The organism is Mycobacterium sp. 852002-40037_SCH5390672, assembly GCF_001665875.1.
GTDB lineage: Bacteria > Actinomycetota > Actinomycetes > Mycobacteriales > Mycobacteriaceae > Mycobacterium.
Genome location: NZ_LZTA01000078.1, coordinates 82,220 through 108,094, shown reverse-complemented (window position 1 = coordinate 108,094; position 25,875 = coordinate 82,220). Strand labels below are relative to the sequence as shown.

General features: G+C 66.7%; 25 protein-coding genes. 18 read left to right on the top strand and 7 right to left on the bottom strand.

Annotated features, from left to right (window positions below; translation table 11 throughout):
• Positions 1-21: 21 nt before the first annotated feature.
• Both lspA and A5782_RS13435 read left to right on the top strand, forming a co-directional pair.
• Positions 22-702, top strand: coding sequence for a signal peptidase II (lspA, locus tag A5782_RS13440; protein ID WP_067100378.1), 681 nt, complete (start codon positions 22-24; stop codon positions 700-702).
• Entirely contained in the window at positions 695-1,621 is a 927-nt protein-coding gene (locus A5782_RS13435; protein WP_067100374.1) for an RluA family pseudouridine synthase, read from the top strand. Before lspA ends, A5782_RS13435 begins: the two co-directional genes overlap by 8 nt.
• Position 1,622: 1 nt before the next feature.
• On the opposite strand, the gene A5782_RS13430 is transcribed toward A5782_RS13435, so the two are convergent.
• Together A5782_RS13430 and A5782_RS13425 are read right to left on the bottom strand one after the other, a co-directional pair.
• Positions 1,623-2,381, bottom strand: coding sequence for a class I SAM-dependent methyltransferase (locus A5782_RS13430; protein WP_067100371.1), 759 nt, complete (start codon positions 2,379-2,381; stop codon positions 1,623-1,625).
• Positions 2,382-2,485: 104 nt separating this feature from the next.
• A complete protein-coding gene (locus A5782_RS13425) occupies positions 2,486-2,896 on the bottom strand; it encodes a group 1 truncated hemoglobin (protein WP_067100368.1) in 411 nt (136 codons plus the stop codon).
• A 283-nt stretch (positions 2,897-3,179) separates the two neighbouring features.
• Between A5782_RS13425 and A5782_RS13420 the strand changes: the two genes are divergently transcribed.
• The 4 genes from A5782_RS13420 to dnaE all read left to right on the top strand — a co-directional run bounded on the left by A5782_RS13420 (position 3,180) and on the right by dnaE (position 9,379).
• On the top strand, positions 3,180-4,220 hold the full coding sequence (locus A5782_RS13420; RefSeq protein ID WP_067100365.1) for an SDR family NAD(P)-dependent oxidoreductase: 1,041 nt from the start codon (positions 3,180-3,182) through the stop codon (positions 4,218-4,220).
• 4 nt (positions 4,221-4,224) lie between these two features.
• Positions 4,225-5,028 (top strand): SDR family oxidoreductase, encoded by an 804-nt coding sequence (locus tag A5782_RS13415; RefSeq protein ID WP_067100361.1) that lies wholly within the window; start codon positions 4,225-4,227, stop codon positions 5,026-5,028.
• 224 nt (positions 5,029-5,252) lie between these two features.
• Entirely contained in the window at positions 5,253-5,684 is a 432-nt protein-coding gene (locus A5782_RS13410; protein WP_067100358.1) for an SRPBCC family protein, read from the top strand.
• Positions 5,685-5,806: 122 nt separating this feature from the next.
• A complete protein-coding gene (gene dnaE, locus A5782_RS13405) occupies positions 5,807-9,379 on the top strand; it encodes a DNA polymerase III subunit alpha (RefSeq protein ID WP_067100356.1) in 3,573 nt (1,190 codons plus the stop codon).
• Here dnaE and A5782_RS13400 read toward each other — a convergent pair.
• Both A5782_RS13400 and A5782_RS13395 read right to left on the bottom strand, forming a co-directional pair.
• Entirely contained in the window at positions 9,368-10,309 is a 942-nt protein-coding gene (locus tag A5782_RS13400) for an MBL fold metallo-hydrolase (RefSeq protein ID WP_067100353.1), read from the bottom strand. The two genes, dnaE and A5782_RS13400, sit on opposite strands and share 12 nt — an antisense overlap.
• The gene (locus A5782_RS13395; protein ID WP_067100350.1) at positions 10,306-10,752 is read right to left on the bottom strand and encodes a PPOX class F420-dependent oxidoreductase; all 447 of its coding nucleotides are present in this window, start codon (positions 10,750-10,752) and stop codon (positions 10,306-10,308) included. Before A5782_RS13395 ends, A5782_RS13400 begins: the two co-directional genes overlap by 4 nt.
• A gap of 62 nt (positions 10,753-10,814) precedes the next feature.
• On the opposite strand from A5782_RS13395, the gene A5782_RS13390 reads away from it, so the two are divergent.
• The 4 genes from A5782_RS13390 to A5782_RS13375 all read left to right on the top strand — a co-directional run bounded on the left by A5782_RS13390 (position 10,815) and on the right by A5782_RS13375 (position 15,504).
• A complete protein-coding gene (locus A5782_RS13390; protein ID WP_067100349.1) occupies positions 10,815-11,216 on the top strand; it encodes a helix-turn-helix domain-containing protein in 402 nt (133 codons plus the stop codon).
• Positions 11,213-11,689: a VOC family protein gene (locus A5782_RS13385; RefSeq protein WP_067100347.1), complete on the top strand. Its 477-nt coding sequence runs from the start codon at positions 11,213-11,215 to the stop codon at positions 11,687-11,689. Before A5782_RS13390 ends, A5782_RS13385 begins: the two co-directional genes overlap by 4 nt.
• Before the next feature lie 99 nt (positions 11,690-11,788).
• Positions 11,789-13,615 (top strand): fatty acid--CoA ligase FadD11, encoded by a 1,827-nt coding sequence (gene fadD11 / locus A5782_RS13380; RefSeq protein WP_067100344.1) that lies wholly within the window; start codon positions 11,789-11,791, stop codon positions 13,613-13,615.
• Positions 13,612-15,504: a lysophospholipid acyltransferase gene (locus A5782_RS13375; protein WP_067100341.1), complete on the top strand. Its 1,893-nt coding sequence runs from the start codon at positions 13,612-13,614 to the stop codon at positions 15,502-15,504. The genes fadD11 and A5782_RS13375 overlap by 4 nt, the downstream gene beginning before the upstream one ends.
• 27 nt (positions 15,505-15,531) lie before the next feature.
• Here the strand turns inward: A5782_RS13375 and A5782_RS13370 are convergent, their stop codons facing one another.
• Positions 15,532-16,080 carry a helix-turn-helix domain-containing protein gene (locus A5782_RS13370; protein ID WP_067100338.1) on the bottom strand — a complete coding sequence of 183 codons (549 nt, stop codon included), beginning with the start codon at positions 16,078-16,080 and terminating at the stop codon, positions 15,532-15,534.
• Positions 16,081-16,171: 91 nt separating this feature from the next.
• Here A5782_RS13370 and A5782_RS13365 point away from each other — a divergent pair, with 91 nt between their 5' ends.
• On the top strand, positions 16,172-16,702 hold the full coding sequence (locus tag A5782_RS13365; RefSeq protein WP_082942912.1) for a hypothetical protein: 531 nt from the start codon (positions 16,172-16,174) through the stop codon (positions 16,700-16,702).
• 25 nt (positions 16,703-16,727) lie between these two features.
• The gene (locus A5782_RS13360) at positions 16,728-17,507 is read left to right on the top strand and encodes an SDR family oxidoreductase (protein ID WP_067100335.1); all 780 of its coding nucleotides are present in this window, start codon (positions 16,728-16,730) and stop codon (positions 17,505-17,507) included.
• Positions 17,508-17,533: 26 nt separating this feature from the next.
• Here the strand turns inward: A5782_RS13360 and A5782_RS13355 are convergent, their stop codons facing one another.
• Positions 17,534-18,136 carry a TetR/AcrR family transcriptional regulator gene (locus A5782_RS13355; RefSeq protein ID WP_067100332.1) on the bottom strand — a complete coding sequence of 201 codons (603 nt, stop codon included), beginning with the start codon at positions 18,134-18,136 and terminating at the stop codon, positions 17,534-17,536.
• 211 nt (positions 18,137-18,347) lie between these two features.
• Between A5782_RS13355 and A5782_RS13350 the strand changes: the two genes are divergently transcribed.
• From A5782_RS13350 to A5782_RS13335, 4 genes are all read left to right on the top strand, one after another.
• Positions 18,348-19,517, top strand: a complete 1,170-nt coding sequence (locus A5782_RS13350; RefSeq protein WP_067100329.1) for a spirocyclase AveC family protein — start codon at positions 18,348-18,350, stop codon at positions 19,515-19,517.
• On the top strand, positions 19,518-20,336 hold the full coding sequence (locus A5782_RS13345) for a CbbQ/NirQ/NorQ/GpvN family protein (RefSeq protein WP_067100326.1): 819 nt from the start codon (positions 19,518-19,520) through the stop codon (positions 20,334-20,336).
• On the top strand, positions 20,333-22,045 hold the full coding sequence (locus tag A5782_RS13340; RefSeq protein ID WP_067100324.1) for a nitric oxide reductase activation protein NorD: 1,713 nt from the start codon (positions 20,333-20,335) through the stop codon (positions 22,043-22,045). The genes A5782_RS13345 and A5782_RS13340 overlap by 4 nt, the downstream gene beginning before the upstream one ends.
• A 239-nt stretch (positions 22,046-22,284) precedes the next feature.
• Complete coding sequence (locus tag A5782_RS13335) at positions 22,285-23,070, top strand: DUF6065 family protein (RefSeq protein WP_067100321.1); 786 nt, start codon at positions 22,285-22,287, stop codon at positions 23,068-23,070.
• Between the two features lie 6 nt (positions 23,071-23,076).
• Here the strand turns inward: A5782_RS13335 and A5782_RS13330 are convergent, their stop codons facing one another.
• On the bottom strand, positions 23,077-24,546 hold the full coding sequence (locus A5782_RS13330; protein WP_067100318.1) for an FAD-dependent oxidoreductase: 1,470 nt from the start codon (positions 24,544-24,546) through the stop codon (positions 23,077-23,079).
• 142 nt (positions 24,547-24,688) lie between these two features.
• On the opposite strand from A5782_RS13330, the gene A5782_RS13325 reads away from it, so the two are divergent.
• Together A5782_RS13325 and A5782_RS13320 are read left to right on the top strand one after the other, a co-directional pair.
• Positions 24,689-25,246: a TetR/AcrR family transcriptional regulator gene (locus A5782_RS13325; protein ID WP_067100314.1), complete on the top strand. Its 558-nt coding sequence runs from the start codon at positions 24,689-24,691 to the stop codon at positions 25,244-25,246.
• A gap of 170 nt (positions 25,247-25,416) precedes the next feature.
• Positions 25,417-25,854 carry a nitroreductase family deazaflavin-dependent oxidoreductase gene (locus tag A5782_RS13320; protein ID WP_067100311.1) on the top strand — a complete coding sequence of 146 codons (438 nt, stop codon included), beginning with the start codon at positions 25,417-25,419 and terminating at the stop codon, positions 25,852-25,854.
• Positions 25,855-25,875: the final 21 nt, after the last annotated feature.

Sequence of the window (25,875 nt, the reverse complement as noted above, 5' to 3'; positions counted from 1 at the left end):
GCAGTAGGAGATGATGGGGAAGTGCCTGAAGAACCAACGAACTCGACTGAGCCGGTGACCTCAGCCGAAGAGGCTGGTGGGGCCGCCCCGGCTGAGCGGGACGCGGAGCCCGCGACCGTCGCGCCGCCGCGGCGGCTGCGGCTGCTGCTGTCCATCGCGGGAATCGTCCTGGCCCTCGACGTCGTCACCAAGGTCCTTGCCGTCAAGCTGCTGCCGCCGGGCCAGCCGGTGCCGATCATCGGCGACACGGTGACCTGGACGCTGGTGCGCAATTCGGGTGCGGCGTTCTCGATGGCGACCGGTTACACCTGGGTGCTGACCCTGATCGCGACCGGAGTGGTGGTCGGCATCTTCTGGATGGGGCGCCGGCTGGTGTCACCCTGGTGGGCGGTGGGCCTGGGCATGATCCTCGGCGGCGCCATGGGCAACCTGGTGGATCGTTTCTTCCGCGCCCCCGGACCGCTTCGCGGGCACGTCGTGGACTTCTTGTCGGTCGGCTGGTGGCCGGTGTTCAACGTCGCCGATCCCTCGGTGGTCGGTGGGGCCATCCTGCTGGTGGTGTTGTCGATCTTCGGGTTCGACTTCGATTCGGTTGGCCGGCGCACCGCCGACGGCGACTCTGGGGGCCGGCGCGAGGACGACGGCGACTCTGGGGGCCGGCGCGAGGACGACGGCGACTCCGGAGACCGCGCGGGTGAGTGACCGCTCGATGCCGGTCCCGGAGGGACTGGCGGGGATGCGCGTCGACGCCGGGCTGGCACGGCTGCTGGGGCTGTCGCGCAGCGCGGCGGCGGCGCTCGCCGAAGACGGCGGGGTGGAGCTCGACGGAGTCCAGGCCGGCAAGTCCGACCGCCTGACCGGCGGTGCCTGGCTGCAGGTGCGCCTGCCCGAGGCGCCGGCGCCCCCGCAGAACACGCCGGTCGACATCGAGGGCATGACGATCCTGTACTCCGACGACGACATCGTCGCGGTCGACAAGCCGGCGGCGGTGGCCGCGCACGCGTCGGTGGGCTGGACCGGACCCACGGTGCTCGGTGGCCTGGCCGCCGCCGGTTACCGGATCACCACATCGGGGGTGCCCGAGCGGCAGGGGATCGTGCATCGCCTCGACGTCGGCACGTCCGGGGTGATGGTGGTGGCGCTGTCCGAGCGCGCCTACACCCTGCTCAAGCGGGCGTTCAAACAGCGCACCGTGGACAAGCGCTATCACGCGCTGGTGCAGGGACATCCGGACCCGTCCAGCGGGACCATCGACGCGCCGATCGGACGTCACCGCGGCGGCGAATGGAAGTTCGCGGTCACCAAGGACGGCCGGCACAGCCTCACCCATTACGACACCGTGGAAGCCTTCGTCGCCGCCAGCCTGCTCGACGTGCACCTGGAAACGGGCCGCACCCACCAGATCCGGGTGCATTTCTCCGCGCTGCATCACCCGTGCTGCGGCGACCTCGTCTACGGCGCCGACCCCAAGCTCGCGAAAAAGCTTGGCCTGCAACGCCAATGGCTACATGCCCGCTCGCTGTCGTTCGCCCATCCCGCCGACGGCAGGCGGATCGAGATCGTCAGCCCCTACCCGCCCGATCTGCAACACGCGCTGGATGTGTTGCGCGACGAGGGCTGACTCACCGGGGCTTGCGGGCCTCGACGAGAAGCCGCACCGAGTGGGTGACGAACGGACCGTCGGATTCGATGCGCTCGTGCAGTTCGGCCAGCCGGTCGCGGTAGCGCTGCACGGTGAAGTCGGGCACCGCCCAGATCACCTTGCGCAGGAAGTACACGACGGCGCCCACGTCGAAGAACTCGGCCCGCATCCGCTCCATCCGCACATCCACGATCTGCAGCCCGGCGGCCTCGGCCTGTGCGCGCACGGCGTCCGGGTGAAACTCGGCCCATTTCTTTGGCTGCGGACCGATGAAGTACTCGACCAGCTCGCCCGTCGTGGCGGGGCCGATGTGCTGCGCGAAGTAGGTGCCGCCCGGCCGGAGCACGCGACGGATCTCGGTCCACCAGACCGAGATCGGGTGACGCGTGGTCACCAGGTCGAACGCGTCGTCGGCGAACGGCAGCGGCGGCTCATCCCGGGTCGCGACGACCACCACGCCGAGCGGATGCAGGCGCCGGGTGGCCAGGGCCGCGTTGGGCGGCCACGTCTCGATGGCCGCCATGGTGGGCGGGAACGGTGCCGCACCGGACAGCACCTCCCCGCCGCCGGTGTGAATGTCCAGCGCGGCCGACACCGTCGCCAGCCGGCTCCTCAGTAGCCGCTGGTAGCCCCACGACGGGCGTTCCTCGGTGGCCCGGCCGTCCAGCCACGAAAAATCCCAGCCGTCGACCGGGGCGGCGTCCGCCTCGGCGATCAGGTCGTCAAATGTGCGCCGCATGCCAGGCATGCTAGGCACTGTTGCCTGCCCGTAAGCCGAGATTGCCGTCCTTGGCCGTCTTAGTCGCCCCGGCTACAGCCCTTACGGTGATCTGGACGGACCGGTCAGACCGTGACCTTGCCGGCGTCGCCGGTCGCGATCTCGGGAGCCAACGGCGCGATCGCGCCGAGTATCTCGGTCACCGTCTCGGACGGCACGCCGGCGCCGGCCAGCGCGTCGGCCAAATGCCCGGCCACCAAACTGAAGTGGTGCATGGTGATCCCGCGGCCCTGGTGTACCTGCTTCATCGGTGCGCCGGTGTAGGGCTGCGGGCCGCCCAGGGCGGCGGCGAAGAACTCCGCCTGTTTGCCCTTGAGGCGGTTCATATTCGTGCCGGAGAAAAAGCCGGCCAGTTGCTCGTCGGCAAGCACCCGAACGTAGAAGTCCTCGACCACGACTTCGATCGCCTCGTGCCCACCGATCCGGTCGTAGATGGGTGCCGGTGCGGACTTGCGGAAGCGCGCCAGAATTTTCATAAGCACGATTGGAGCATCTCGGCGTTGCTCGTCAGTTAGTGCGCGATCACGCCCGGATTGCCCTGTGTAACAAGCCGATTGCCCACTGCTGGCGGTTGTTCTCGGCGCAACGTGAGAGTCGGTGTCGCGTTACATGACCGCAATCTGTACCGGGCCGGTCCGCTGATGTCCTAGGTTGGCTTAATGATGCACGTCACATCACTCGCGCAGCCCCGCAAGGCGGTCGTGGTCAACGGGCAGGCCAGTTGCGGCCGGGGGGCTCACATCATCAGGAGCGAAGCCGATGAATCTTGGTGACTTAACGAACTTGGTGGAGAACTCGCTCGGGGGCCTGGTGGAGAAACCACTGGCGGCGGTGTCTCACATCGTCAACACCCCGAACTCGGCCGGACGGTATCGACCGTTTTATCTGCGGAATCTGCTCGACGCGGTGCAGGGCCGCACCCTCGAGGACGCCGTCGCGGGCAAGACCGCCCTGATCACCGGCGGGTCCTCGGGCATCGGTGAGGCCGCCGCGAAGAAGATCGCGGAATCCGGCGGCGCGGTGGCGCTGGTGGCCCGTACCCGGGAAAATCTCGAGAAGGTCGCCGACGAGATCCGCGATAACGGTGGGACCGCCCACGTCTACCCGTGCGACCTGACCGACATGGACGCCATCGCCGCGATGGCCGATCAGGTGCTCGACGACCTGGGTGGCGTCGACATCCTGATCAACAACGCGGGGAAGTCGATCAGGCGCTCGCTGGAGCTGTCCTACGACCGGATCCACGACTATCAGCGGACCATGCAGCTGAACTACCTGGGCGCGGTCCAGCTGATCCTCAAGTTCATCCCCGGGATGCGCGAGCGGGGATACGGCCACGTGCTCAACGTGTCCTCGGTCGGAGTGCAGACCCGCGCGCCGCGCTTCGGGGCCTACATCGCCAGCAAGGCCGCCCTGGACAGTCTGTGCGACGCGCTGCAGGCCGAAACCGTGAACGACGACGTGCGGTTCACCACGGTGCACATGGCGCTGGTGCGCACGCCGATGATCAGCCCGACCACGCTCTACGACAAGTTCCCGGCGCTGACGCCCGAGCAGGCGGCCGGCGTGATCGCCGACGCGATCGTGCACCGGCCGCGCCGGGCCAGCTCGCCGTTCGGGCAGTTCGCCGCCGTCGCCGATGCGGTCAACCCGGCGGTGATGGATCGGGTGCGCAATCGGGCGTTCGCCATGTTCAGCGACTCCAGTGCCGCTAAAGGAGATGAATCATCAACCGACACAACGGAATTCGATAAGCGCAGCGAGAACTTCGTGCGGGCGACCCGCGGGATACATTGGTGACACCATGAGCCTTCCAAAACCTGACATTCAGACCACCGTTGTCATCACCGGCGCCTCGTCGGGTATCGGCGCCGAACTGGCTCGCGGATTGGCCCGCCGCGGCTTCCCGCTGTTGCTGGTCGCGCGGCGCCGCGAGCGCCTCGACGATCTGGCCAACGAGGTGGGCCAGGAATACTCGGTCGCCGTCGAGGTGCTGCCCCTGGATCTCAGCGACGGCAAGGCTCGCGCCAAACTGACGAACCGGCTGCGCAGCGAATCGATCGCCGGGCTGTGCAACAGCGCCGGTTTCGGCACCAGCGGGGTGTTTCACGAGTTGCCGGTGGACCGCGAGAGCGAGCAGGTCACCCTCAACGCGCTGGCGTTGATGGAGCTCACCCACGCGACGCTGCCCGGCATGGTCGAGCGCGGCGCCGGCGCGGTGATGAACATCGCGTCGATCGCGGGATTTCAGCCGGTTCCCTACATGGCGGTGTATTCGGCCAGCAAGGCGTTCGTGCAGACGTTCTCCGAAGCGGTGCACGAGGAGTTGCACGGAACGGGGGTGTCGGTCACCTGCCTGTGCCCGGGACCGGTGCCGACCGAGTGGGCCGAGATCGCCAACGCCGAGCGGTTCAGCATCCCCATCGCTCAGGTCTCGCCGCGCGACGTGGCCGAGGCGGCCATCGGCGGCATGCTGTCCGGCCGTCGCACGGTGGTGCCCGGCGTGGTGCCCAAGGTGGTCAGCACCGGCGGGCGGTTCGTGCCGCGCAGTTTGCTGTTGCCCGGCATCCGGATCGGCAACCGATTCCGCGGCGGTCCCACGACCTGACGACCTCGCCGGTCAGAGCGGGCCGATCACACCCGCCACATGCGTCTCTCCGCCGGACGGGTGGCGAAATGCCCGCCTTTGAGCGACAACTGGTGGCCGCGGATCGGGTTGCCGGCGGGCTGCCGGCGCGTCGTCTCCCGTTGTCGCGCAAAGGCGGGCAACGGACCATGTCCCTGGGCGGTGAGACCCCAGTGGCGGATGTGACGAAGCGCTAGGCTCAGGCGGTGGCTGCTGTGGACCTGACCGCCGATGTCCCGATGACCCCGCAGGACATGTGGGACCACGTCGCCGATCTCTCCGACCTGGGCGACTGGCTGGTGATGCACGAGGCATGGCGCAGCGACCTGCCCGACGAGATCGCCGAGGGCACCCAGATCGTCGGGGTGGCGCGGGCCAAAGGCCTCCGCAACCGCGTGACCTGGACGGTGACCAAGTGGGACCCGCCGCACGAGGTGGCGATGTCGGGGTCCGGCAAAGGCGGGGCCAAATACGCCGTCACGCTCACGGTGCGGCCCACGGGCGACGGATCGACGCTGGGTGTGCGCCTCGAACTGGGTGGGCGGGCGCTGTTCGGTCCGGTGGGTTCGGCGGCGGCGCGTGCCGTCAAAGGCGACGTGCAGAAGTCGCTGAAGAACTTCGTCGAGTTGTACGGGTAAGAGGCCCGGGGCGATCGCAAGCGCGGCGGGAACCGGGCGCAGCGGGTCGTCACCGAATCATCGAGACACACGCGGCGACACGCCGAACTCGTGTCGGTCCGCGGTCATAGACTGGCGTCCCTATGACCGGTTCGTTGCCTCCTCACGCGAGCGTTCGTCGCGAGTCGTCGTTCGTGCACCTGCATAACCACACCGAGTACTCGATGTTGGACGGTGCCGCGAAGATCACGCCGATGCTGGCCGAGGTGGACCGGCTGCAAATGCCCGCGGTCGGGATGACCGACCACGGAAACATGTTCGGCGCCAGCGAGTTCTACACCGCGGCGACCAAGGCCGGGATCAAGCCCATCATCGGCGTCGAGGCCTACATCGCGCCGGCCTCGCGCTTCGACACTCGGCGGATCCTGTGGGGTGACCCCGGCCAGAAGTCCGACGACGTGTCGGGCAGTGGCTCCTACACGCACATGACGATGGTGGCCGAGAACGCCACCGGCCTGCGCAACCTGTTCAAGCTGTCCTCGCTGGCGTCCTTCGAGGGCCAGCTCGGCAAGTGGTCGCGGATGGACGCCGAGATCATCGCCGAACACGCCGACGGCATCATCGCCACCACCGGCTGCCCGTCGGGTGAGGTGCAGACCCGGCTGCGGCTGGGCCACGAGCGCGAGGCGCTGGAATCGGCCGCCAAGTGGCGCGAGATCTTCGGCGCCGACAACTACTTCCTGGAGCTGATGGACCACGGGCTGTCCATCGAGACGCGGGTCCGCGAAGGCCTGCTGGAGATCGGCCGCAAGCTGGGCATCCCGCCGCTGGCCACCAACGACTGCCACTACGTCACCCGCGACGCCGCCCACAACCACGAGGCGCTGCTGTGCGTGCAGACCGGCAAGACGCTCTCGGACCCCAACCGGTTCAAGTTCGACGGCGACGGCTACTACCTGAAGTCGGCCGCCGAGATGCGCCAGATCTGGGACGACGAGGTTCCCGGCGCCTGCGACTCCACCCTGCTGATCGCCGAGCGGGTGCAGTCCTACGACGAGGTGTGGGCGCCGCGCGACCGGATGCCGATCTTCCCGGTGCCCGAGGGACACGACCAGGCCACCTGGCTGCATCACGAGGTGCTCGCCGGGCTGCAGCGCCGTTTCCCGTCCGGTGTCGGGCAGGACTACATCGAGCGGGCCGAGTATGAAATCAAGGTCATCTGCGACAAGGGCTTTCCGTCCTACTTCCTGATCGTCGCCGACCTGATCAACTACGCACGCTCGGTCGACATCCGGGTGGGACCCGGCCGCGGCTCGGCGGCGGGCTCGCTGGTGGCCTACGCGCTGGGCATCACCAACATCGACCCGATCCCGCACGGTCTGCTGTTCGAGCGCTTCCTCAACCCGGAGCGTCCGTCGGCACCCGACATCGATATCGACTTCGACGACCGTCGCCGCGGCGAGATGGTGCGCTACGCCGCCGAAAAGTGGGGCTCGGACCGCGTCGCCCAGGTCATCACCTTCGGCACCATCAAAACCAAGGCGGCGCTTAAGGATTCGGCCCGTATCCACTACGGCCAGCCCGGGTTCGCGATCGCCGACCGGATCACCAAGGCGCTGCCGCCGCCGATCATGGCCAAAGACATTCCGCTGTCGGGCATCACCGATCCTGGCCATGAGCGGTTCAAGGAGGCCGCCGAGGTCCGCGGTCTCATCGAGACCGATCCGGACGTGCGCACCATCTACCAGACCGCGCGCGGCCTGGAAGGCTTGATCCGCAACGCCGGCGTGCACGCGTGCGCGGTGATCATGAGCAGTGAGCCGCTGACCGAGGCCATCCCGCTGTGGAAGCGGCCCCAGGACGGGGCCATCATCACCGGCTGGGACTACCCGTCGTGTGAGGCAATCGGCCTGCTGAAGATGGACTTCCTGGGCCTGCGGAACCTGACGATCATCGGCGACGCGCTGGAAAACATCAAGACCAACAGGGGAATCGACCTCGACCTGGAGTCGGTGCCGCTGGACGACGAGCCCACCTACGAGCTGCTCGGCCGCGGTGACACCCTGGGCGTCTTCCAGCTGGACGGCGGCCCGATGCGAGATCTGTTGCGCCGCATGCAGCCCACCGAATTCAACGACATCGTCGCGGTGCTGGCGCTGTACCGGCCCGGGCCGATGGGCATGAACGCCCACAACGATTACGCCGACCGCAAGAACGGTCGACAGGCGGTCAAGCCGATCCACCCGGAGCTCGAGGAGCCGCTGCGCGAAATCCTGGCCGAGACGCACGGCCTGATCGTCTACCAAGAGCAGATCATGCTAATCGCCCAGAAGGTCGCCTCCTACACGATGGGTAAGGCCGACGCGCTGCGTAAGGCGATGGGTAAGAAGAAGCTCGAGGTGCTCGAGGCCGAGTACAAGGGCTTCTACGAAGGCATGACGGCCAACGGCTTCTCCGAAAAAGCGGTGAAAGCGTTGTGGGACACCATTCTTCCGTTCGCCGGGTACGCGTTCAACAAGTCACACGCGGCCGGCTACGGCCTGGTCTCCTATTGGACCGCCTACCTGAAGGCCAACTATCCGGCCGAGTACATGGCCGGCCTGCTGACGTCGGTGGGCGACGACAAGGACAAGGCCGCGGTCTACCTGGCCGACTGCCGCAAGCTCGGCATCACGGTGCTGCCGCCGGACGTCAACGAGTCCCTGGTGAACTTCGCGTCGGTCGGGAAGGACATCCGCTTCGGGCTGGGGGCGGTGCGCAACGTCGGCGCCAACGTCGTGGGCTCGCTGATCGGCACCCGCAACGGCAAGGGCAAGTTCACCGACTTCTCGGATTACCTGAACAAGATCGACGTCGCGGCCTGCAACAAGAAGGTCACCGAGTCGTTGATCAAGGCCGGCGCCTTCGACTCGCTGGGACATGCCCGCAAGGGCCTGTTCCTGGTGCACACCGACGCGGTCGACTCGGTGCTGGGCACCAAGAAGGCCGAGGCGATGGGCCAGTTCGACCTGTTCGGCGGCGGCAGTGACGGCAGCGTCACCGACTCTGTGTTCAACATCAAGGTGCCCGACGACGAGTGGGAGGACAAGCACAAGCTCGCCCTGGAGCGAGAAATGCTGGGCCTGTATGTGTCCGGGCATCCGCTCAACCAAGTGGCGCACCTGCTGACCGCGCAGGTCGACACCCAGATTCCGGCCATCCTCGACGGCGATGTCCCCAACGACACCCAGGTGCGGGTGGGCGGCATCCTCGCGTCGGTCAACCGTCGGGTCAACAAGAACGGAATGCCTTGGGCATCAGCCCAATTAGAGGACCTCACCGGTGGCATCGAGGTGATGTTCTTCCCGCAGGCGTACTCCGTGCACGGGGCCGACATCGCCGACGACGTCGTGGTGCTGATCAAGGCGAAGGTGTCGCTGCGCGACGACCGCGTCGCGCTGATCGCCAACGAGCTTGTGGTGCCCGACTTTTCCAGTGCGCAGCCGAACCGGCCGCTGGCGGTCAGCCTGCCGACGCGGCAGTGCACCATCGACAAGGTCACCGCGCTCAAGCAGGTGCTGGCCCGCCACCCCGGCACGGCTCAGGTGCACCTGCGGCTGATCAGCGGGGACCGGATCACCACGCTGGAACTGGATGCCTCGCTTCGGGTTACGCCATCGCCGGCGCTGATGGGGGATCTCAAGGCGCTGCTCGGCCCGGGCTGCCTAGGCGGGTAACCCCAGCGCCGCCTGGTGGTCGTGGGTCGGGATGATCGTGGCCGCGTGCCGCGCCAGGTGCAGGCGCTGCAGGGTCTTGAAGGTCTCTTCGCGGTCCTCGTCCACCAAAACACCCGGATAGCTTGACTTTTGGCGGACCTTCTCGATCTGCATCGCGTGCCAGGCCGCGTCACCGGCGATGAGGATCCACCCCCGCCCGGTGTGGGCGAGCACCCCGACGCTGCCCGGAGTGTGTCCGGCAAGGTCGACCAGCAGCACGGACTGGTCACGGAAGAGATCGTGGCTTGCGGTAAAGGTCAGTACAGGCGGCCCATCCAGGTCGTATTCGCTGACCGGCCTGCCGCGCAGCGAATCACGCACGCCACCGACGGGCGCGACAAGACCGGAACTGATCCATTCATGTTCGCCGCGGTGCAGGCGTACGGGAAGATCCGGCAGGTCCAGCAGACCCGAGACGTGGTCCCAATGCGCGTGGGTGGGCAAGGCGAAATCCAGGTGCGGCGCGTCGGGCAGCTGAGCCAATGCGGTGACGGTGGGGATGGTGCTGTCCGGCGGGCGGACGGCGACCCGTAACACCGCGGGCAGTTGGGCGATGGCGCGCTGGTCGACATCGAGGCACACCGCGGGGTCGACGATGAACGTCGCTTCGGAGTGACAGACGACGAACGACGTCAGGGAGTTCTCGACGCGGGCCGGTGTGAAGGTGCCCTCGACGATCGCGGCGGTCGGCACCGAACGTGGCACTTGGGGCAGCGCGGTCACCGTCACGGTGCCGCCGGGAGCCGGTAGGCCCGCGTCCACGACGCTGCGGATGAACCGCTCGTCGGGCCGCCTCGGGCGGACCATGCCAAGCACCAGTCCTGCTGCGGCACCGCAGCATTGGAGAATGCCGGGGGAGCGGACCGGGTCGGACACCGGTGGTCGCGTCATGGCAGCTCCACCCGCACGATGACGCTGCCCGGCCACACCCCGCGGTCGCGGGCGCGCCGTAACTTCTCGCGCGCGCAGAGATCTCGGTGCACGTTGGTCACGCCCGGAATCTTGATCAGCGGGACGATGTTCCATTGCCAGCCGTAGCGTCGGTGCAGCACCCGGTTGGCTCTGGCGGCCTCGGCGCCGGACAGGATCGTGGCGCGGCCGGCCACCGTCGTCGCGCCGGGGCGCACCCGGCCGCGGTAGTCGCAGGCCGCGAGCTCGACGTCGCGGCGCGCGGCCAGCCGCTGAGTCTTCGGGCCCACCTTGGTCCGGAACAGCAGGCTGTCTTCGTCGAACGCGAACCAGACCGGGGTGTCGACGGGCGTGCCGTCGCGGCGGAAGGATCGCAGCCGGGCATAGCGGGAACCGGTCAGTTTCGCGGGTGGGGGGATAGCCATATCCACAGTGAAAGACTTAGAGTTGGCTCGAAGTCAAGCAAGCGGATTCCCGGGAGGGTGCGATGGCGCCAAGCCTGACGATCGGGGAGGTGGCGCGCGAGGCGGGAGTGGCCGCAACGGCGCTGCGTTACTACGAACAGATCGGCCTGGTGCCGGAGCCGGCGCGGCGGGGTGGTCAGCGCCGGTATGACGACTCGATTCTGGCCCGCCTCGAGGTGATCGCGCTGTGCAAGGCCGCCGGGTTCTCGTTGGAAGAGATCCAGCTGCTGTTCGCCGACGACGCGCCCGGGCGGCCGGTGAGCCGCGCACTGGCCGAGGCCAAACTCGCCGAGATCGACGCCCACATCGAGTCGCTGACCCGGGCCCGCGCCGTGATCGAGTGGGGGATGCGCTGTACCTGTCCCTCAATTGACGCCTGTACCTGTGGCATTCACCCACCCCACACCGCCAAGGACTCCTCATGACCCAACAGCACCCCATCGCCGTGCAGAACTTCTCCCACCTCTGCATCGGCGTCTCCGACATCGAGGCGTCGCTGGCCTTTTACACCGCGGTGCTGGGCATGGACGTGGTGTTCGACGTCGAACTCGAGGGCGCCGGGCTGGATTCGGTGACCGGCGGTGCCGCCCAGCAGGGCCGCATGGTCGGCGGGCTGATCGGGGCGGCGATGGTGGAGTTGTTGTCGTTGGGCGCGGTGCCCGAGTGCCCGAGCGGCCCGCACCTGGGCTACACCAACATGTCGTTTCGCGTCGACGATCTCGACGCCAGCTACGAGACCGTGGCGCGAGAGCACCCCGGCGTCCGGGCCGACCAGCCCGTCGACATCGGGGGAGTGCGGATGTTCTTCATCTACGACCCCGACGGCACGCCGATCGAGCTGGTGGAATTGCCTGGCGGCGTGACGAGCACGGTGCAGCTGTGGCGCCCCGAGGCGTGACCCGGCCGCACCGGCGAAGTCACGCGATATGTTCCCTGCCCCTTTGCCCGGACGTAGGCTCACGAAGGCAGTGCCGACGTGGCGCCGAGGAGGACGGAAATGACGACAGCCCAGGGTCCGGCCACCTTGTGCGAGGCGTTTCAGCGCAACGCGGCGATCGACCCCGACGCGGTCGTGCTGCGCACGCCCGGCGGAACCCAGACACTGACCTGGCGCGAGTGCGCCGAACAGGCGCGCAAGGTCGCCGCCGGCCTGGCCGGGTTGGGCATTCGGCGCGGCGACACGGTCTCGCTGATGATGGCCAACCGGATCGAGTTCTACCCGCTCGAAATCGGCGCCCAACACCTTGGCGCCACATCGTTTTCGGTGTACAACACGCTGCCCGCCGAGCAGCTGACCTACCTGTTCGACAACGCCGGCACCAACGTCGCGATCTGCGAGGAGCAATACGTGGATCGCATCCGCGCCAGCGGTGCACCCATCGAGCACATCGTCTGCATCGACGGCGCACCGCCCGGCACCTTGTCGATCGAGCAGCTGTACGCGGCCGCTGAAGACGACTTCGATTTCGAATCAACCTGGCGGGCGGTACAACCCGACGATGTCGTCACACTCATCTACACCTCCGGAACCACCGGAAACCCCAAGGGTGTGGAGATGACCCACGCCAATCTGCTGTTCGAATCGCACGCCCTCAACGCCGTCCTGCCTTCGCAGTTCGGTGACCGCGTCACCTCCTATCTCCCCTCGGCGCACATCGCCGACCGGGCGATGGGGCTCTACGGCCTGGAGGTGTTCGGCGCTCAGGTCACCGTCGTCGACGACCCGCGCGCCATCGCGCTCGCGCTGCCCGACGTACGGCCCACGGTGTGGGCAGCGGTTCCGCGGATCTGGGAAAAGCTCAAAGCGGGAATCGAATTCACCATCGCCAACGAGACCGACGACGTCAAGCGCCAGGCGCTGCAGTGGGCGATGTCGGTCGCCGCCAAGCGCGCCGACGCCCTGGTGGCCGGCGCCGAGATGCCCGCCGAGCTGACCGCCGAATGGGCCCACGCCGACGAGCTGGTGCTCTCGAAGCTGCGCGAGCGGCTCGGTTTCGGCGAACTGCGCTGGGCGGTCTCCGGTGCGGCGCCGATCCCCAGGGAGACGTTGGCCTTCTTCGCCGGCATCGGCATTCCGATCGCCGAGGTGTGGGGAATGTCCGAGTTGAGTTGTGTTGCGGCCGTGAGCCATCCGAGCGAGGCCAGGTTGGGCTCGGTCGGCAGATTGCTGCCGGGGTTGGAGGGCAGGATCGCCGACGATGGCGAGTATCTGGTGCGCGGTCCGCTGGTGATGAAGGGCTACCGCAAGGAACCGGCGAAGACGGCTGAGGCGATCGACGCCGACGGGTGGCTGCACACCGGCGACATCCTCGAGGCGGACGCGCAAGGCTATCTGCGCGTGGTGGACCGCAAGAAGGAGCTGATCATCAATGCGGCCGGAAAGAACATGTCCCCGGCCAACATCGAGAACACCATCCTGGCCGCGTGCCCCATGGTCGGGGTGATGATCACCATCGGCGAGGGGCGACCGTACAACACCGCGCTGATGGTCTTCGACGCCGACTCGGTCGGCCCGTATGCGGCCCAGCGCGGCCTGTCCGACGCCTCACCCGCCGCCCTGGCGGCCGACCCGGAGGTCATCGCTGAGATCGCCGCCGGGGTGGCCGCGGGCAACGACAAACTCGCCCGGGTGGAACAGATCAAACGATTTCGCATCCTGCCCACCCTGTGGGAGCCCGGCGGGGACGAGATCACGCTGACGATGAAACTCAAACGCAAACCGATCATGGCGAAATACGCCGACGAGATCGAGCAGCTCTACGCGGATCGACCACATCCTGAGGTGCACGAGCCCTCCCAAGCCGCCACGGTGCAGCCGGCATGAGCAGGGGTCCGGCGGGGACGGCCCGCGAAATTGTCGAGGCCGGCATGCGAAAGGTGTTGCAGCGCAGCGGTATCGTCGAGGAATCAACGTCGCCGCTGTCGACGGATCCGGCCGAGGTCGCCGAATTGCTCTGCGCACCATGGTATGACGAGCGGCTGAGCCGGCTGGCCGACGAGCTGGGCCGCGATCTGGGCGGCGTGCGCGCCGAGGCCGCCTGCTACCTGCGGGAGATGGCGCCCTCGCTCGACGAGCGGGCGGTAAAAGCCTGGCGCAGCTTCAGTTGCTGGCTGATGCGGGCCTACGACGTGCTGACCGACGAGGATCAGATCGCCCAGCTGCGCAAGCTCGACCGCAAAGCCACACTGGCGTTTGCCTTTTCGCATCGCTCTTACCTGGACGGGCTGCTGCTGCCCGAGGTGATCCAGGCCAACCGGCTCTCGCCCGCGCTCACCTTCGGCGGGGCCAACCTGAACTTCTTCCCGATGGGTGCCTGGGCAAAGCGCACCGGAACCATCTTCATCCGGCGCCAGACGAAAGACATTCCCGTCTACCGATTCGTGTTGCGCGCGTACGCCGCGCAGCTGGCGCAGAACCACGCCAACCTGACCTGGTCCATCGAAGGCGGCCGGACCAGGACGGGCAAGCTGCGGCCGCCGGTGTTCGGGATTCTGCGGTACATCAGCGACGCTGTCGACGAAATCGACGGCCCCGAGGTGTATTTGGTGCCGACCTCGATCGTCTACGACCAGCTGCACGAGGTGGAAGCCATGACCACCGAAGCCTACGGTGCGACGAAACGGCCTGAAGACTTTCGCTTCCTGATCAGGCTGGCGCGACAGCAGGGTGAGCGGCTCGGCCGCGCCTACCTCGACTTCGGTGAACCGCTGCCGCTGCGCAAGCGCCTCGAGGAGCTGCGCGCCGAGGAGTCCGGCACCGGCACCGAGATCGAACGCATCGCGTTGGACGTCGAACACCGAATCAACCGCGCCACGCCCGTCACGCCGACCGCGGTGGTGAGTCTGGCGCTGCTGGGCGCGGACCGCTCGCTGTCCATCAGCGAAGTGCTGGCCACCGTGCGCCCGCTGGCGAGCTACATCGCGGCGCGCAACTGGAAGGTGGCAGGCGCCGCCGACCTGACGAATCGTTCGACCATCCGCTGGACCCTGCACCAGTTGGTCGCCTCCGGGGTCGTCAGCGTGTACGACGCCGGCACCGAACCGGTCTGGGGCATCGGGGCCGAGCAGCACCTGGTCGCCGCGTTCTACCGCAACGCCGCCATTCACATCGTGGTCGACCGGGCGATCGCCGAGACGGCATTGCTGGCTGCTACGGAGGACGCCGAGGGTTCGGTGGACGGGTTGGTACAACCGACCGCTGTGCGCGATGAGGCGCTGCGCCTGCGCGAGTTGCTGAAATTCGAATTCCTGTTCTCGGCGCGCGCGCAGTTCGAGAAGGAACTCGCCGACGAGGTGCGCCTGATCGGGCGGGTGGATGACACCAGCAAGGCGGCCGGGGCGGCCGACGTGCGCGGCCTTCTGGAAAAGGCCGACGTCCTGCTGGCCCACCTGGTGCTGCGCCCCTTCCTCGACGCTTATCACATCGTCGCCGACCGGCTCGCCGACTACGAGGACGAATCGTTCGACGAGGACGCATTTCTCGCCGAGTGCCTCGAGGTGGGCAAGCAGTGGGAGCTGCAACGCAGGATCGCCAGTGCCGAGTCGAGGTCGATGGAGTTGTTCAAGACGGCGCTGCGATTGGCCCGGCATCGCGAACTGGTCGACGGTGTCGAGAACCTGGATATCGCCCGGCGGCGCCGCGAGTTCGCCGACGAGATCGCCGCGGCTGTCCGGCGGGTCAACACCATCGCGGAGCTGGCCGGGGCGCGGTGATCAAGGTGTCACCATGCCGGATGTGGCTCAGTAGCGCGGGCTTCCGGATGACGTTGTGGTCGGCTGGATGGGTTCCAACAGCCGGTGCGGGTGCTGCAGTGCCTTGCTGATCGCGTCGTCGCGTCTGACCCGGGATTGCCGCGGCGGCGACGTCGCCATGTCCGCCGGGCCCGGGGTTTCTCCGCAGCGGGCGCACACGCCGCGCGGGCTGAGCTTTCCGCCACACCCGGCATGGACGAAGGTCCGCCGTTGCTCGGCCGTCTGGTAATTCTGGGCGCCCCACTGGGCGAGTGTGGCTAACACCGGCCACAGCTGTCGGCCCTTGGACGTGAGGACGTACTCGTCGCGGCCACCGGTAACCGACGCCGCGGTGCCCAGCACTCCTTCCTGGACGAGAAGCGCCAAACGTTGGGACAGAACCGCTTTGGGGATGTCGAGGTGGGTCTGGAAATCGGTGAACCGTCGGACGCCGTAGAACGCGTCGCGCACGATGAGCAGCGTCCAGCGTTCACCGATGATCTCCAGCGACCGGGCGATCGGGCAGTTTTCGCCGGGATACTCACGCGGTAGGGCCATGCCCCATTATTGCACTTGCAGGTTCGGTCAATGAACTCTATGGTGAGACCACAACGGTTCATTCAACGAACCAACAATCGAGGAGGCGAACGTGGGTGGTTGGACAGTGAACACGGCGTCACATGTCATGACCCGGGTCGACGTCTCCACCGGAATGCCGTTCGACGAGTTCAGATCACGATTCGAGCAGGCCGCGCCGGAGTTCGACGCTGAGCCCATCGAGCGGATCACCGAGGCCGGTGGTTCCTGGTCGGACATGCGGGCCGCGGTCGAGAAGATGGCGCCACACCAGCTGATCCGCTACGCGACCATTGACGCGACGGCGGTGATGTCATTGGCCGGCAACACCACCAAGGCGGTCGAATATCTGCTGGGGAACCACGTCATCGCGGAGAGCATGTTCCGCCACGACCCACACGCCCTGCTGTACGCCCCGTTGCGGGTGCTGCTGTTCAGCGACGCCAACGGCGACGCCGTGTTCAGTCTCGATCAGCCCAGCACGGCGTTCGGCAGTCTGGGCATCGACGAGGTCACCCGGGTCGGCCTCGGACTCGACGACAAAGTGGCCGCACTGCTGCAGTTCCTCGGTGTCGAAGCCTCACCCTTCCGCCAGCCCCTCTGATGCGGACCTTGATTCGGGAGTCCCCATGAACCTCAACAATGACACCGCGTTGATCACTGGTTCCAGCGGTGGGATCGGCGAGGAGTTCGCTGTCCAGCTGGCCAGACGCGGAGTTAACCTCGTGCTCGTCGCGCGGCGTCAAAACAAGCTGGACCAACTGCGCAGCAGACTGCTCCAATCGTTCCCGGGGCTGACGGTAGATGTGATTGCCGCCGACCTGTCGGTTCCGGGCTCAGCGGCCGAATTAGCCTCCCAGATAGGCGAACTCGGGCGCCGGATCGACATTCTCATCAACAATGCCGGCATCGGTCTGCACGGTGACTTCGCTCAGCAGAAGGCCGATGAAAATGCGTCGCAGATCCAACTGAACTGCACGACGCTCGTTGAACTCACCGCGTTGTTTCTGCCCGCGATGGTCGTGGCCCGGCACGGACTGATCATCAACGTCTCGTCTATCGCGGGCTTTCAGCCCGACCCCGGGATGGCCGTCTACGGCGCCACCAAGGCGTTCGTGTTGTCATTCACCGAGGCGCTGTGGCAGGAGACGAAGTCCACCGGCGTACGCGTGCTCACCCTCTGCCCAGGTGCCACTGAGACGGAGTTCTTCGCACGCACAGGTGAAGAATTTCTGACCAGCGGACGGCAGACGCCTGAGCAGGTCGTCGACACAGCGATGAAGGCGATCGACAAGACAACGCCCACCGTCGTCTCGGGGTGGCGCAATGCGCTACTGGCCCAAAGTTATCGATTCACGCCGAGGCGAGTGATGCTCCAGGTTTCACAACGGCTGGTGAAGGCCAAATAGTCAGTATCGCGTGAACGCCCTTGTGCTCAAGGCAATTTGATCACGGACACATACATTTCGAGCGTGGGCCGGTAAAGGTCGATGTCGTCGAGCTGGCTGCCCAGCATGACGGAGTCAGTGGTGGCGACGAGTATGTGGGCGAATGTCAATGGAGGGATCAGCAGCGCTCCGCCCAGGCGGTTTATCCCCTCGACGATGAACTTGGCCAGTGCCTCGACGACTTCTGCTCGCTTCGCGGCCACCCGTTCCCGTGCGTCGGGGTTGCGAAGTAGATACAGGGTGAATTCGTGTCCCAATGCGGCGTGCTCGGCGCCGCGATCCTGGCTTAGTTTGCGCCATCGCTCGGCGATTTGGTCGAGTTCGCGCGCCCCGATCTGGGTGGCGGTCGACATCACCTCGGAGAAGTTGTCGAAATACCGACGCCAGTACCGATCGCTCACCGCCAGGAACAGGTCTTCCTTCGTGGCGAAGTGCTTGTAGATGGCGCCCTTCGTATAGCCCGCGGTGTGTGCGATGTCGTCGAGAGACGCTGCCATGAAGCCCTTTTCGGCAAACACCTCCTCCGCTGCATCCAGCAGCAGCGAACGGGTGTGCTCGAGGCGCCGCTCTCGAGTCCAGCGCTCCACCATGTCGCGATTCTGCCATAGAATCTGAGAATATCCTTGGTTATTGAGATACCGATTGGTATGTTAACCGGAGGCCCGGCTGTCGGAGCTCAGCGACTAATCACTCATCGTGAGCGTGGGCATGCCTAGTGCGGGTGCACCGTGGCCGGTTCGCGTCTCGGGCGCAGTCGGGTTCGCGGACGCTGTATCACGACGATTCAGGAGGGGCAGTGTCATGACCGAACTGTCGAATAAGAAGAGCGCGCCCTTCGTTACCGAGTCGCTCGGGGACGTGGGTTCACTGGGGACCAAGCCTGCTCCCAAGGCCAAGCCCGTGCGGATCTGGGCCATCGCCGGGGGCGCCATTCTGGCATTTCAGCTGTACGTGTGGATCCGCTGGATCGCCGGGCCCAACTTCGAGCGGGTTCCTCCGGGACCCAGCGAGCCACCGACCCTCATGAAGGCGATCCTCTTCACCTGGACCGCCGTCATCGTCGTCGGGCTGCCGGTTGCCTTCTGGTGGTTCATCATTCGGCCGTGGCGTCGGGAGCGGCGAATCACCCTGGACGGCATGCTCCTGATCTCATGCGGCCTGCTGTTCTTTCAGGATCCGCTGCTGAACTACTTCAACACGTGGAGCACGTACAACACCTGGATGTGGAACCGGGGCTCGTGGGTCCAGGACATTCCGGGTTGGGTGTCGTTCGGGAAACCGGGTGCCATGATGGCCGAGCCGTTCCTGATGAACGCTCCCGGCTACTTTTTCGTCCTGCTATGCACGATGCTCGGCTGCTGGGTGATGCGCAAAGCCAAGCAGCGGTGGCCCAACATCAACACCTTCGGCTTGATCGGCGTGGTGATCGCCTGGACCTTCTTCTTCGACTTCGTCATCGAGGGTCTGTTCCTCATGCCGATGGGGCTGTTCACCTACCCCGGTGCGATTCGGGCGCTGTCGGTCAATGCCGGCACGTACTACCAGTGGCCCCTCTACGAAGGGCTGATGTGGGGCGGCGTACAGGCCGGCCTGTGCTGCATGCGCTTCTTCGCCGACGACCACGGCCGGACGTTCGTTGAACGGGGACTCGAACGAGTCCAGGGCGGCTTTGCCAAGCAGCAGCTCACCCGCTTCCTGGCGATCTTCGCCGCCTGCAGCGCCTTCTTCTTCGTCTTCTACAACCTTCCGGCGCAGTGGTTCGCCATGCACCAAGACCCCTGGCCCGACGACATCCTGAAGCGCTCGTACTTCCTGATGGGCATCTGCGGCGCAGACACCGATCGGCCGTGCCCCGATCCTGCGCTACCGGTGCCCCTGACGAATTCCGGCTACATCAACCACGACGGGAAGCTTGTCCTACCCGAGGGCGTAAAACTTCCCAACAACGTTCCGCTCGATCGGGGGAAGTAATTGCTGAACAGTCAACCCGCGACCGTTCGCTCGGTTTCGAACGCGCCGTTCTACCGTGCCGTCGGCGACGAGGTGGAGGTCTTCCGCGCGGCGGCCGGCCGAGGCCTGCCGGTCCTGTTGAAAGGCCCGACGGGATGCGGGAAAACACGATTCGTGGAGGCGATGGCCCACCAGCTGGGCCGGGACCTGATTACCGTTGCGGGCCACGAGGACATGACGTCGGCCGATCTGGTGGGCCGGTTCCTGCTCAAGGGCGGTGAAACGGTCTGGGTGGACGGGCCGTTGACCCGCGCGGTGCGCGAGGGCGCCATCTTCTATCTGGACGAGGTGGTGGAGGCGCGCCAGGACACCACCGTGGTCATCCATCCGCTCGCCGATCACCGCCGCGAGCTGCCCGTCGACCGGCTCGGCACGACGTTGCGGGCGGCGCCCGGATTCCAGCTGGTGATTTCCTACAACCCCGGATACCAGAGCGTCCTGAAGAACCTCAAGGAGTCGACCCGTCAGCGCTTCGTCGCCATCGAGCTCGGCTACCCATCGCCCGAGATCGAGACCGAGGTGGTCGCCTACGAAGCCGGGATCGACACCGAGACCGCACGTTCGTTGGTCAAGCTCGCGTACGCCATCCGAAACCTCGACGGCTCACCGTTGCGCGAAGTGTCCTCCACTCGCATGTTGATTCTCGCCGGCGGCCTTGCCGCCGAAGGACTGAATCTGCGCAGTGCAGTCCACGCGGCCGTCGTCCAGGTGCTCTCCGACGACGACGATGTCATCCGTGCCCTCGACGAACTCGTCAATACCGTCCTGCCCCAGAAGTGACCGACGCTTCCAATCCCCACCACCCTGACCGGTTCCGGTTCCTCGCCACCTACATCGCCGGCAGGTCCGTCGAAGTCACCGAGGCGCCGGCCGGCCAGCCCGCGCACACGAACGGCCAGTTCATCTTCGTCTCGTCCGGCGCCCCCGTCGAGGAGCAGCGCCGCGAGATGGTGGTTCAGGCCGCACTTCTCGGCGCGGGCAGCCTTGAGCCGCGATTGGTGAAGGGATTGCGGGCACGTTCCACATTGGCGCGCCGCTACCTGGCACTCGAAGGTCGGCGGGTTCTCGGCGAACTCGCCCGACAGATTCCACTCGATGCCGCGCTGCTACCCGATGGACGACCGGGCACCGCCACCGCCGATGAGTCACTCAAGGTGGCCAAGAGCCGAACCAAGGTGCCCGACCCACCCGAGTGGTTCGGTGTCATCAAGCCCTCGCGCTTGATGGCGGCGCCCGCAGGACCGGGCGGGCAGGCCACCAACAAAGATCTCCGACTGCAGTTCGATCCCATCGACATGTCCGAATCGCAGGACGACGACGAAGACGATGACGGCGGGAAGTCCGGGGAGAGCAAGATCCTCAAACTGTTTGAAAGCCCGCTCTTCAACAACCAGTCGATGTCGGACTACTTCCGCAAGATGTTCGGAGGATCGCGTTCCCCGGGAGAGGGTGCCGCGGGCGCCGAGATGACGGTTCGCTCGATCCGGCGGGTGCAGGAGATCGGCCCGAATGCGCGTCCCGTGCCCACCCGGGTCCACTTCACCGATCACGGCAAACCCGGTGCCGCGATGGGCGTCGGCGGCGCCCTGTATCCGGAGTGGGACGTCTTCAACGACCGGTACAAGCCTGACTGGTGCCGGGTCATCGACTTTCCACTGACCATCGCCGCCGACGTCTCCGATGCCGGTGTGGCACACGACGACGTGCTGCGGCGACGCCTGGCTCGCGTGGGGCTCGGCCCGAAGGTACTGCGCGGCCGCGCCGACGGCGACGACCTGGACATCGAGGCGCTCATCGACCTGTTCGTCGATCTGCAATCCGGCTTCTCCCCGCCCGAACACGTCTACACCGAGCGCCGCAAACTCGCCCGCAATCTCGGCGTGCTCATTCTGATCGACGCCTCCGGGTCAGCCGTCGACGCCGATTCGGACGGCCTCGCGGTGCACGACCACCAGCGACGGGCGGCCGCCACTCTGGCCGTCACACTCGAAGAACTTGGTGACCGCGTCGCCGTCTACGCATTTCGATCACAGGGCCGCCACGCGGTCCATCTGCCGGTCATCAAGACGTTCGACCAAAATTTCGGCGCTATCGGCCGAGCGCGGCTCAACCAGCTCGAACCGTCGGGCTACACACGCCTTGGTGCCGGGATCCGAGGTGCGGGCGAAATCCTCAAAACCGATGCGGGCACACCGAATCGGCTGCTGGTCGTCCTTTCCGATGGGTTTCCCTACGACGACGGCTACGAAGGCCGTTACGCCGAAGCCGACTGCTACAAGGCCCTCGACGAACTCCGCACGGAAGGCGTTGCCTGCCTTTGCCTTTCCATCGGCGCCACTACTGCTACCGATGCGCTCGAACGCGTCTTTGGTTCCGCCGGCTACGCCAGCGCCGCGACGCTGGCCGACTTGAGCCCAAGGATGGATGAGCTGTTCCTGTCTTCGCTGCGGGAACTTGCCGCGCCGAAACCTTCGCGAGGTATCGCATGACAGTGTTGTCGACGGGTGGGCTGGGCGATATCGGCCCCTGCCCATAGGAGACGTTGCGCAACGCCGCGGAGCAGCTCACGTGACGGTTCTGACATTCGTCGGCGCGCATGACAGGTGCTATGCCTCTATGGTGGACGTGATTTCAACGGCGGGCAGCGGGAACCCGGATAGTCAACTTTCGACCGGCCGTCTCGGTTGAGATACTTGCTATCCCGGGAAACCAGCGAATCGAGGAGCCGATGAGTGACAACGCCGACAGGCGGTCCCGCCCACTGATCGCGTACGTCACCCATGAAATCGCGCCGCCGATCAGCCCCGCACCGATCGGCCGCGAGTGGATGTCGGAGATACGCCAAGGGTGGCCGCACCGGTGTTTGCCGATGCTGATCGCCAATCAGAGCGGCTGGGAGGTGCGCAACCGCAGCGCGTTCACCGCGACGTGGATGGGCGGCAACGACCGCACCAATCTGATGATCGCGCCCGACACCCGCGAAAGCGGTCAGTTCCTGCCCTCGAGCCACTTCGGTTATGGCATCTTGACCTGGCACCTGCCGATGCTGTTTCGCACCCCGCCGGGCTACAACCTGCTGGTCCGCGGGCCGGCGAACTATCCGAAGGATGCCATCTGCCCGCTGGAAGGCATCGTCGAAACCGATTGGTCCAGTTCGAGTTTCAGCATGAATTGGAAATTCACCCGCGAGTTCATGCCGGTGCGATTCGAGGTCGACGAGCCGATCTGCATGATCGTGCCGCAACGCCGGGCCGACCTCGAGGAGTTCGTCCCCGAGCTCAGGCCCATCGAATCCGACGAAGAGCTGCACCGCAAGCACGAACACTTCCTCGGTTCACGCGGCGCGCTGGGCCGCGAGCAGGAAGCCGCGGGCGGCGCCGGCAACGAGAAAGTGCCGTGGCAGGGCGATTACACGCGGGGCCGGCACAGCGACGGCGAGCCCGGCGCGGAAGATCACCAGACCCGCCGGCGTCTCCGATCGTTCACTCAGGACCAGCCCGAGCACACCGGCTAGGGCGAATCACCGCGCGCGCACGGTAGTCGCCGCGGCCTCCGCCATGTTGGTGACCCCTTCTGGCGCCTGTGCCGACGCACCGGCCCACGCAATGTACCCGTCGGGACGCACCAGCACGGCCGGTCCGCGGTCGGCCCGCTCGGCCTGCACCATTCCGGGCGCCTCGACCGGGGCGGCGCCGTATTCGCGGATGAAGACGTACTCGCCGGTGCGCAACAGTCGGGTCAACCGCCCCTCGACGAGCGGAATCGCGGTGGCGCGGGTGCCCACCGGTCCGCGCCGGCCGTAACGCAGGGTCGTGCCCGCAAAACTGCCGGCCACGAACTCCTGCACCGCGGGTATCCGAAGCAGGTTGGGAGCCAACAGGTTACGCAACCAGATCGCAGGCCGCCGATGCAGCGTCGCGGCGCGGGCGATCATCCCGGACTGCAGCAGCACCCGTTCGCCGATCGGGTGGCGTTCGCCGTGGTAGGTGTCCAGCAGGCGGCCGTCGGCGCCACCGAGCACCGCATCGAGCTTCCAGGCCAGGTTCGCGGCGTCCTGGATACCGGTGTTCATGCCCTGGCCGCCCATCGGCGAGTGCACGTGCGCGGCGTCACCGGCCAGGAACACCCGGCCGTGCCGGTACTGCGCGACTTGCCTTTCGTCGCAATGGAATCGCGACTTCCAGCCGATCTCGATCACGCCGAAGTCGGTCCCCATGGCCCGGCCCAGGACGTCGATGATCTCGGCGTTGTCGACGGGCGCGCTGTCGGGCAGCTGATTGTCGCGGTCCCACACCAAGGCCCGGTACCACGAGCCGTCCCCGTCGTGGCGGTTGTAGGGGGCCAAGAAGCCCAACGCGTCACCGGTGGTGCCCACCACTAATCGGCCGCCCGACGGGCCGTGGGCGAGCTTGACGTCGGCCAGCATGAGTGAGCTCAGCACCGTCTTGCCGGGAAAGTCGGCGCCCACCAACGTCCGGACAGAGCTGTGCGCACCGTCGGCGCCGATCACGTACCGCGCGCGCCACGTCTGCTGGTGTGCAGGATCGCAATCATCCTTGGGGCGCGCGATGACCGTGACACCGTCGGTGTCCTGCTCGAGCGCGACCACCTCGACGCCGCGCCGGATGTCGGCCCCTTCGGCCGCCGCATATCGGAGCAGGGCCGCGTCGACGTTGGTCTGAGGGGTGATCAAGACGAACGGGTAGGCCGAGTCGAGCCGGGTCAGGTCGAGGCGGGCCTTGGCGAACAGCGTCACGTCCGGCCCGCGCTGCCCGAGCGCGAGCAGCTCGTCGGCCGCCCCGCGCGCATCGAGGACTTCCAGCGTCGAGGCCATGACGGCGAACGCGCGGCTGGTCGGGTTTTCGGCGGGCCAGCGCTCCAGCACGGTCACCGATCGCCCGGCGCGGGCCAGGTCGCCCGCGGCGGTCAGGCCCGTGGGGCCCGCTCCCACCACCAGGACGTCGACGTCGTGGACGGCGGTTGTACTCATGGCTTCGCTCCTTCCGGCTCGGAGTACCAGCGACGGATGTCGCCGGGGGTGGATCGCGCTGACGAACCGATTCAACAACTGTTGAAATCAACGTAAGCCCGAGTGGTAGCGATGTCAACAGTTGTTGAACTAGAATTTCGGCATGCCCGGTAAAACCCGCGACGGCAAAGTCACCCGCGCGACGATCCTCGGTGCCGCGCGCGCCCTGTTCTCCACCCACGGCTTCGAGCGGACCACCATCCGTGCCGTCGCGGCCGAGGCCGGCGTCGACCCCGCGTTGGTCATGCACTACTTCGGCAACAAGGCCGATCTGTTCGCCGCGGTCTCGCGGCTCGAGATCACCTTCCCCGACCTCACCGGCGTCGCCCCGGAGCGCATCGCAGACGTCCTGGTGCCGTTCCTCGTCCGGGTGTGGGATCCGGCCGGGTCTTTCCTGCCGCTGCTGCGCGCGGCCGCCACCAACCGGACCGCCGCCGACGCGCTGCTGGAAGTGTTCGTCGAAAAAGTTGCGCCGGCGCTGACCACCGTCACTCCCGACCGTGCCGCCGAACGCACCGCGATGGTGGGTTCGCAGGTGTTGGGAATCGCCATGGCGCGCAACGTCGTCGGGGTGCCCGCGCTGGCCGCGATGGACGACGCGACGCTGACCGAATGGCTGCGCCCGGTGCTCGCCCACTACCTCACCGGCTCGGCGCCGTGATCGCCGGCCGCAGCGGGGAGCGTGTGGTTTGTGCCCGCCTTTCAGCGACAACGGCTGTCGCTGAAAGGCGGGCATTCGCGCATGTGCTCGGCTTCTCGTGACCAGTGCGGCAGGTGCGGCCAATGTGGTGAAGCGACGCGACCGGAAAACCGCCGCCTAGAGTGAGTGGCATGCCGCTTACCGGAGAATACGAACCGTCGCCATTGGATTGGTCTCGCGAACAAGCTGACAAATACGCCGAGTCGGGGGGAACCGAGGCCGCCGACATGAAGGGCAAGCCGATCATCCTGCTGACCACGGTCGGCGCCAAGACCGGCAAACTGCGCAAGACGCCGCTGATGCGCGTCGAGCATGACGGCCAGTACGCGGTCGTCGCCTCCCTGGGCGGGGCGCCGAAGCACCCGGTCTGGTACCACAACATCAAGAAGAACCCCCGCGTCGAGCTGCAGGACGGTCCGGTGACCCGCGAGTACGACGCCCGGGAGGTCTTCGGCGATGAGAAGGCCACCTGGTGGGAGCGTGCCGTCCAGGCGTGGCCCGACTACGCCGAGTATCAGACCAAGACCGACCGCCAGATCCCGGTGTTCGTGCTGACCCCGGTCGGCTGAATTCCGGAGTTGGTCGGCCGT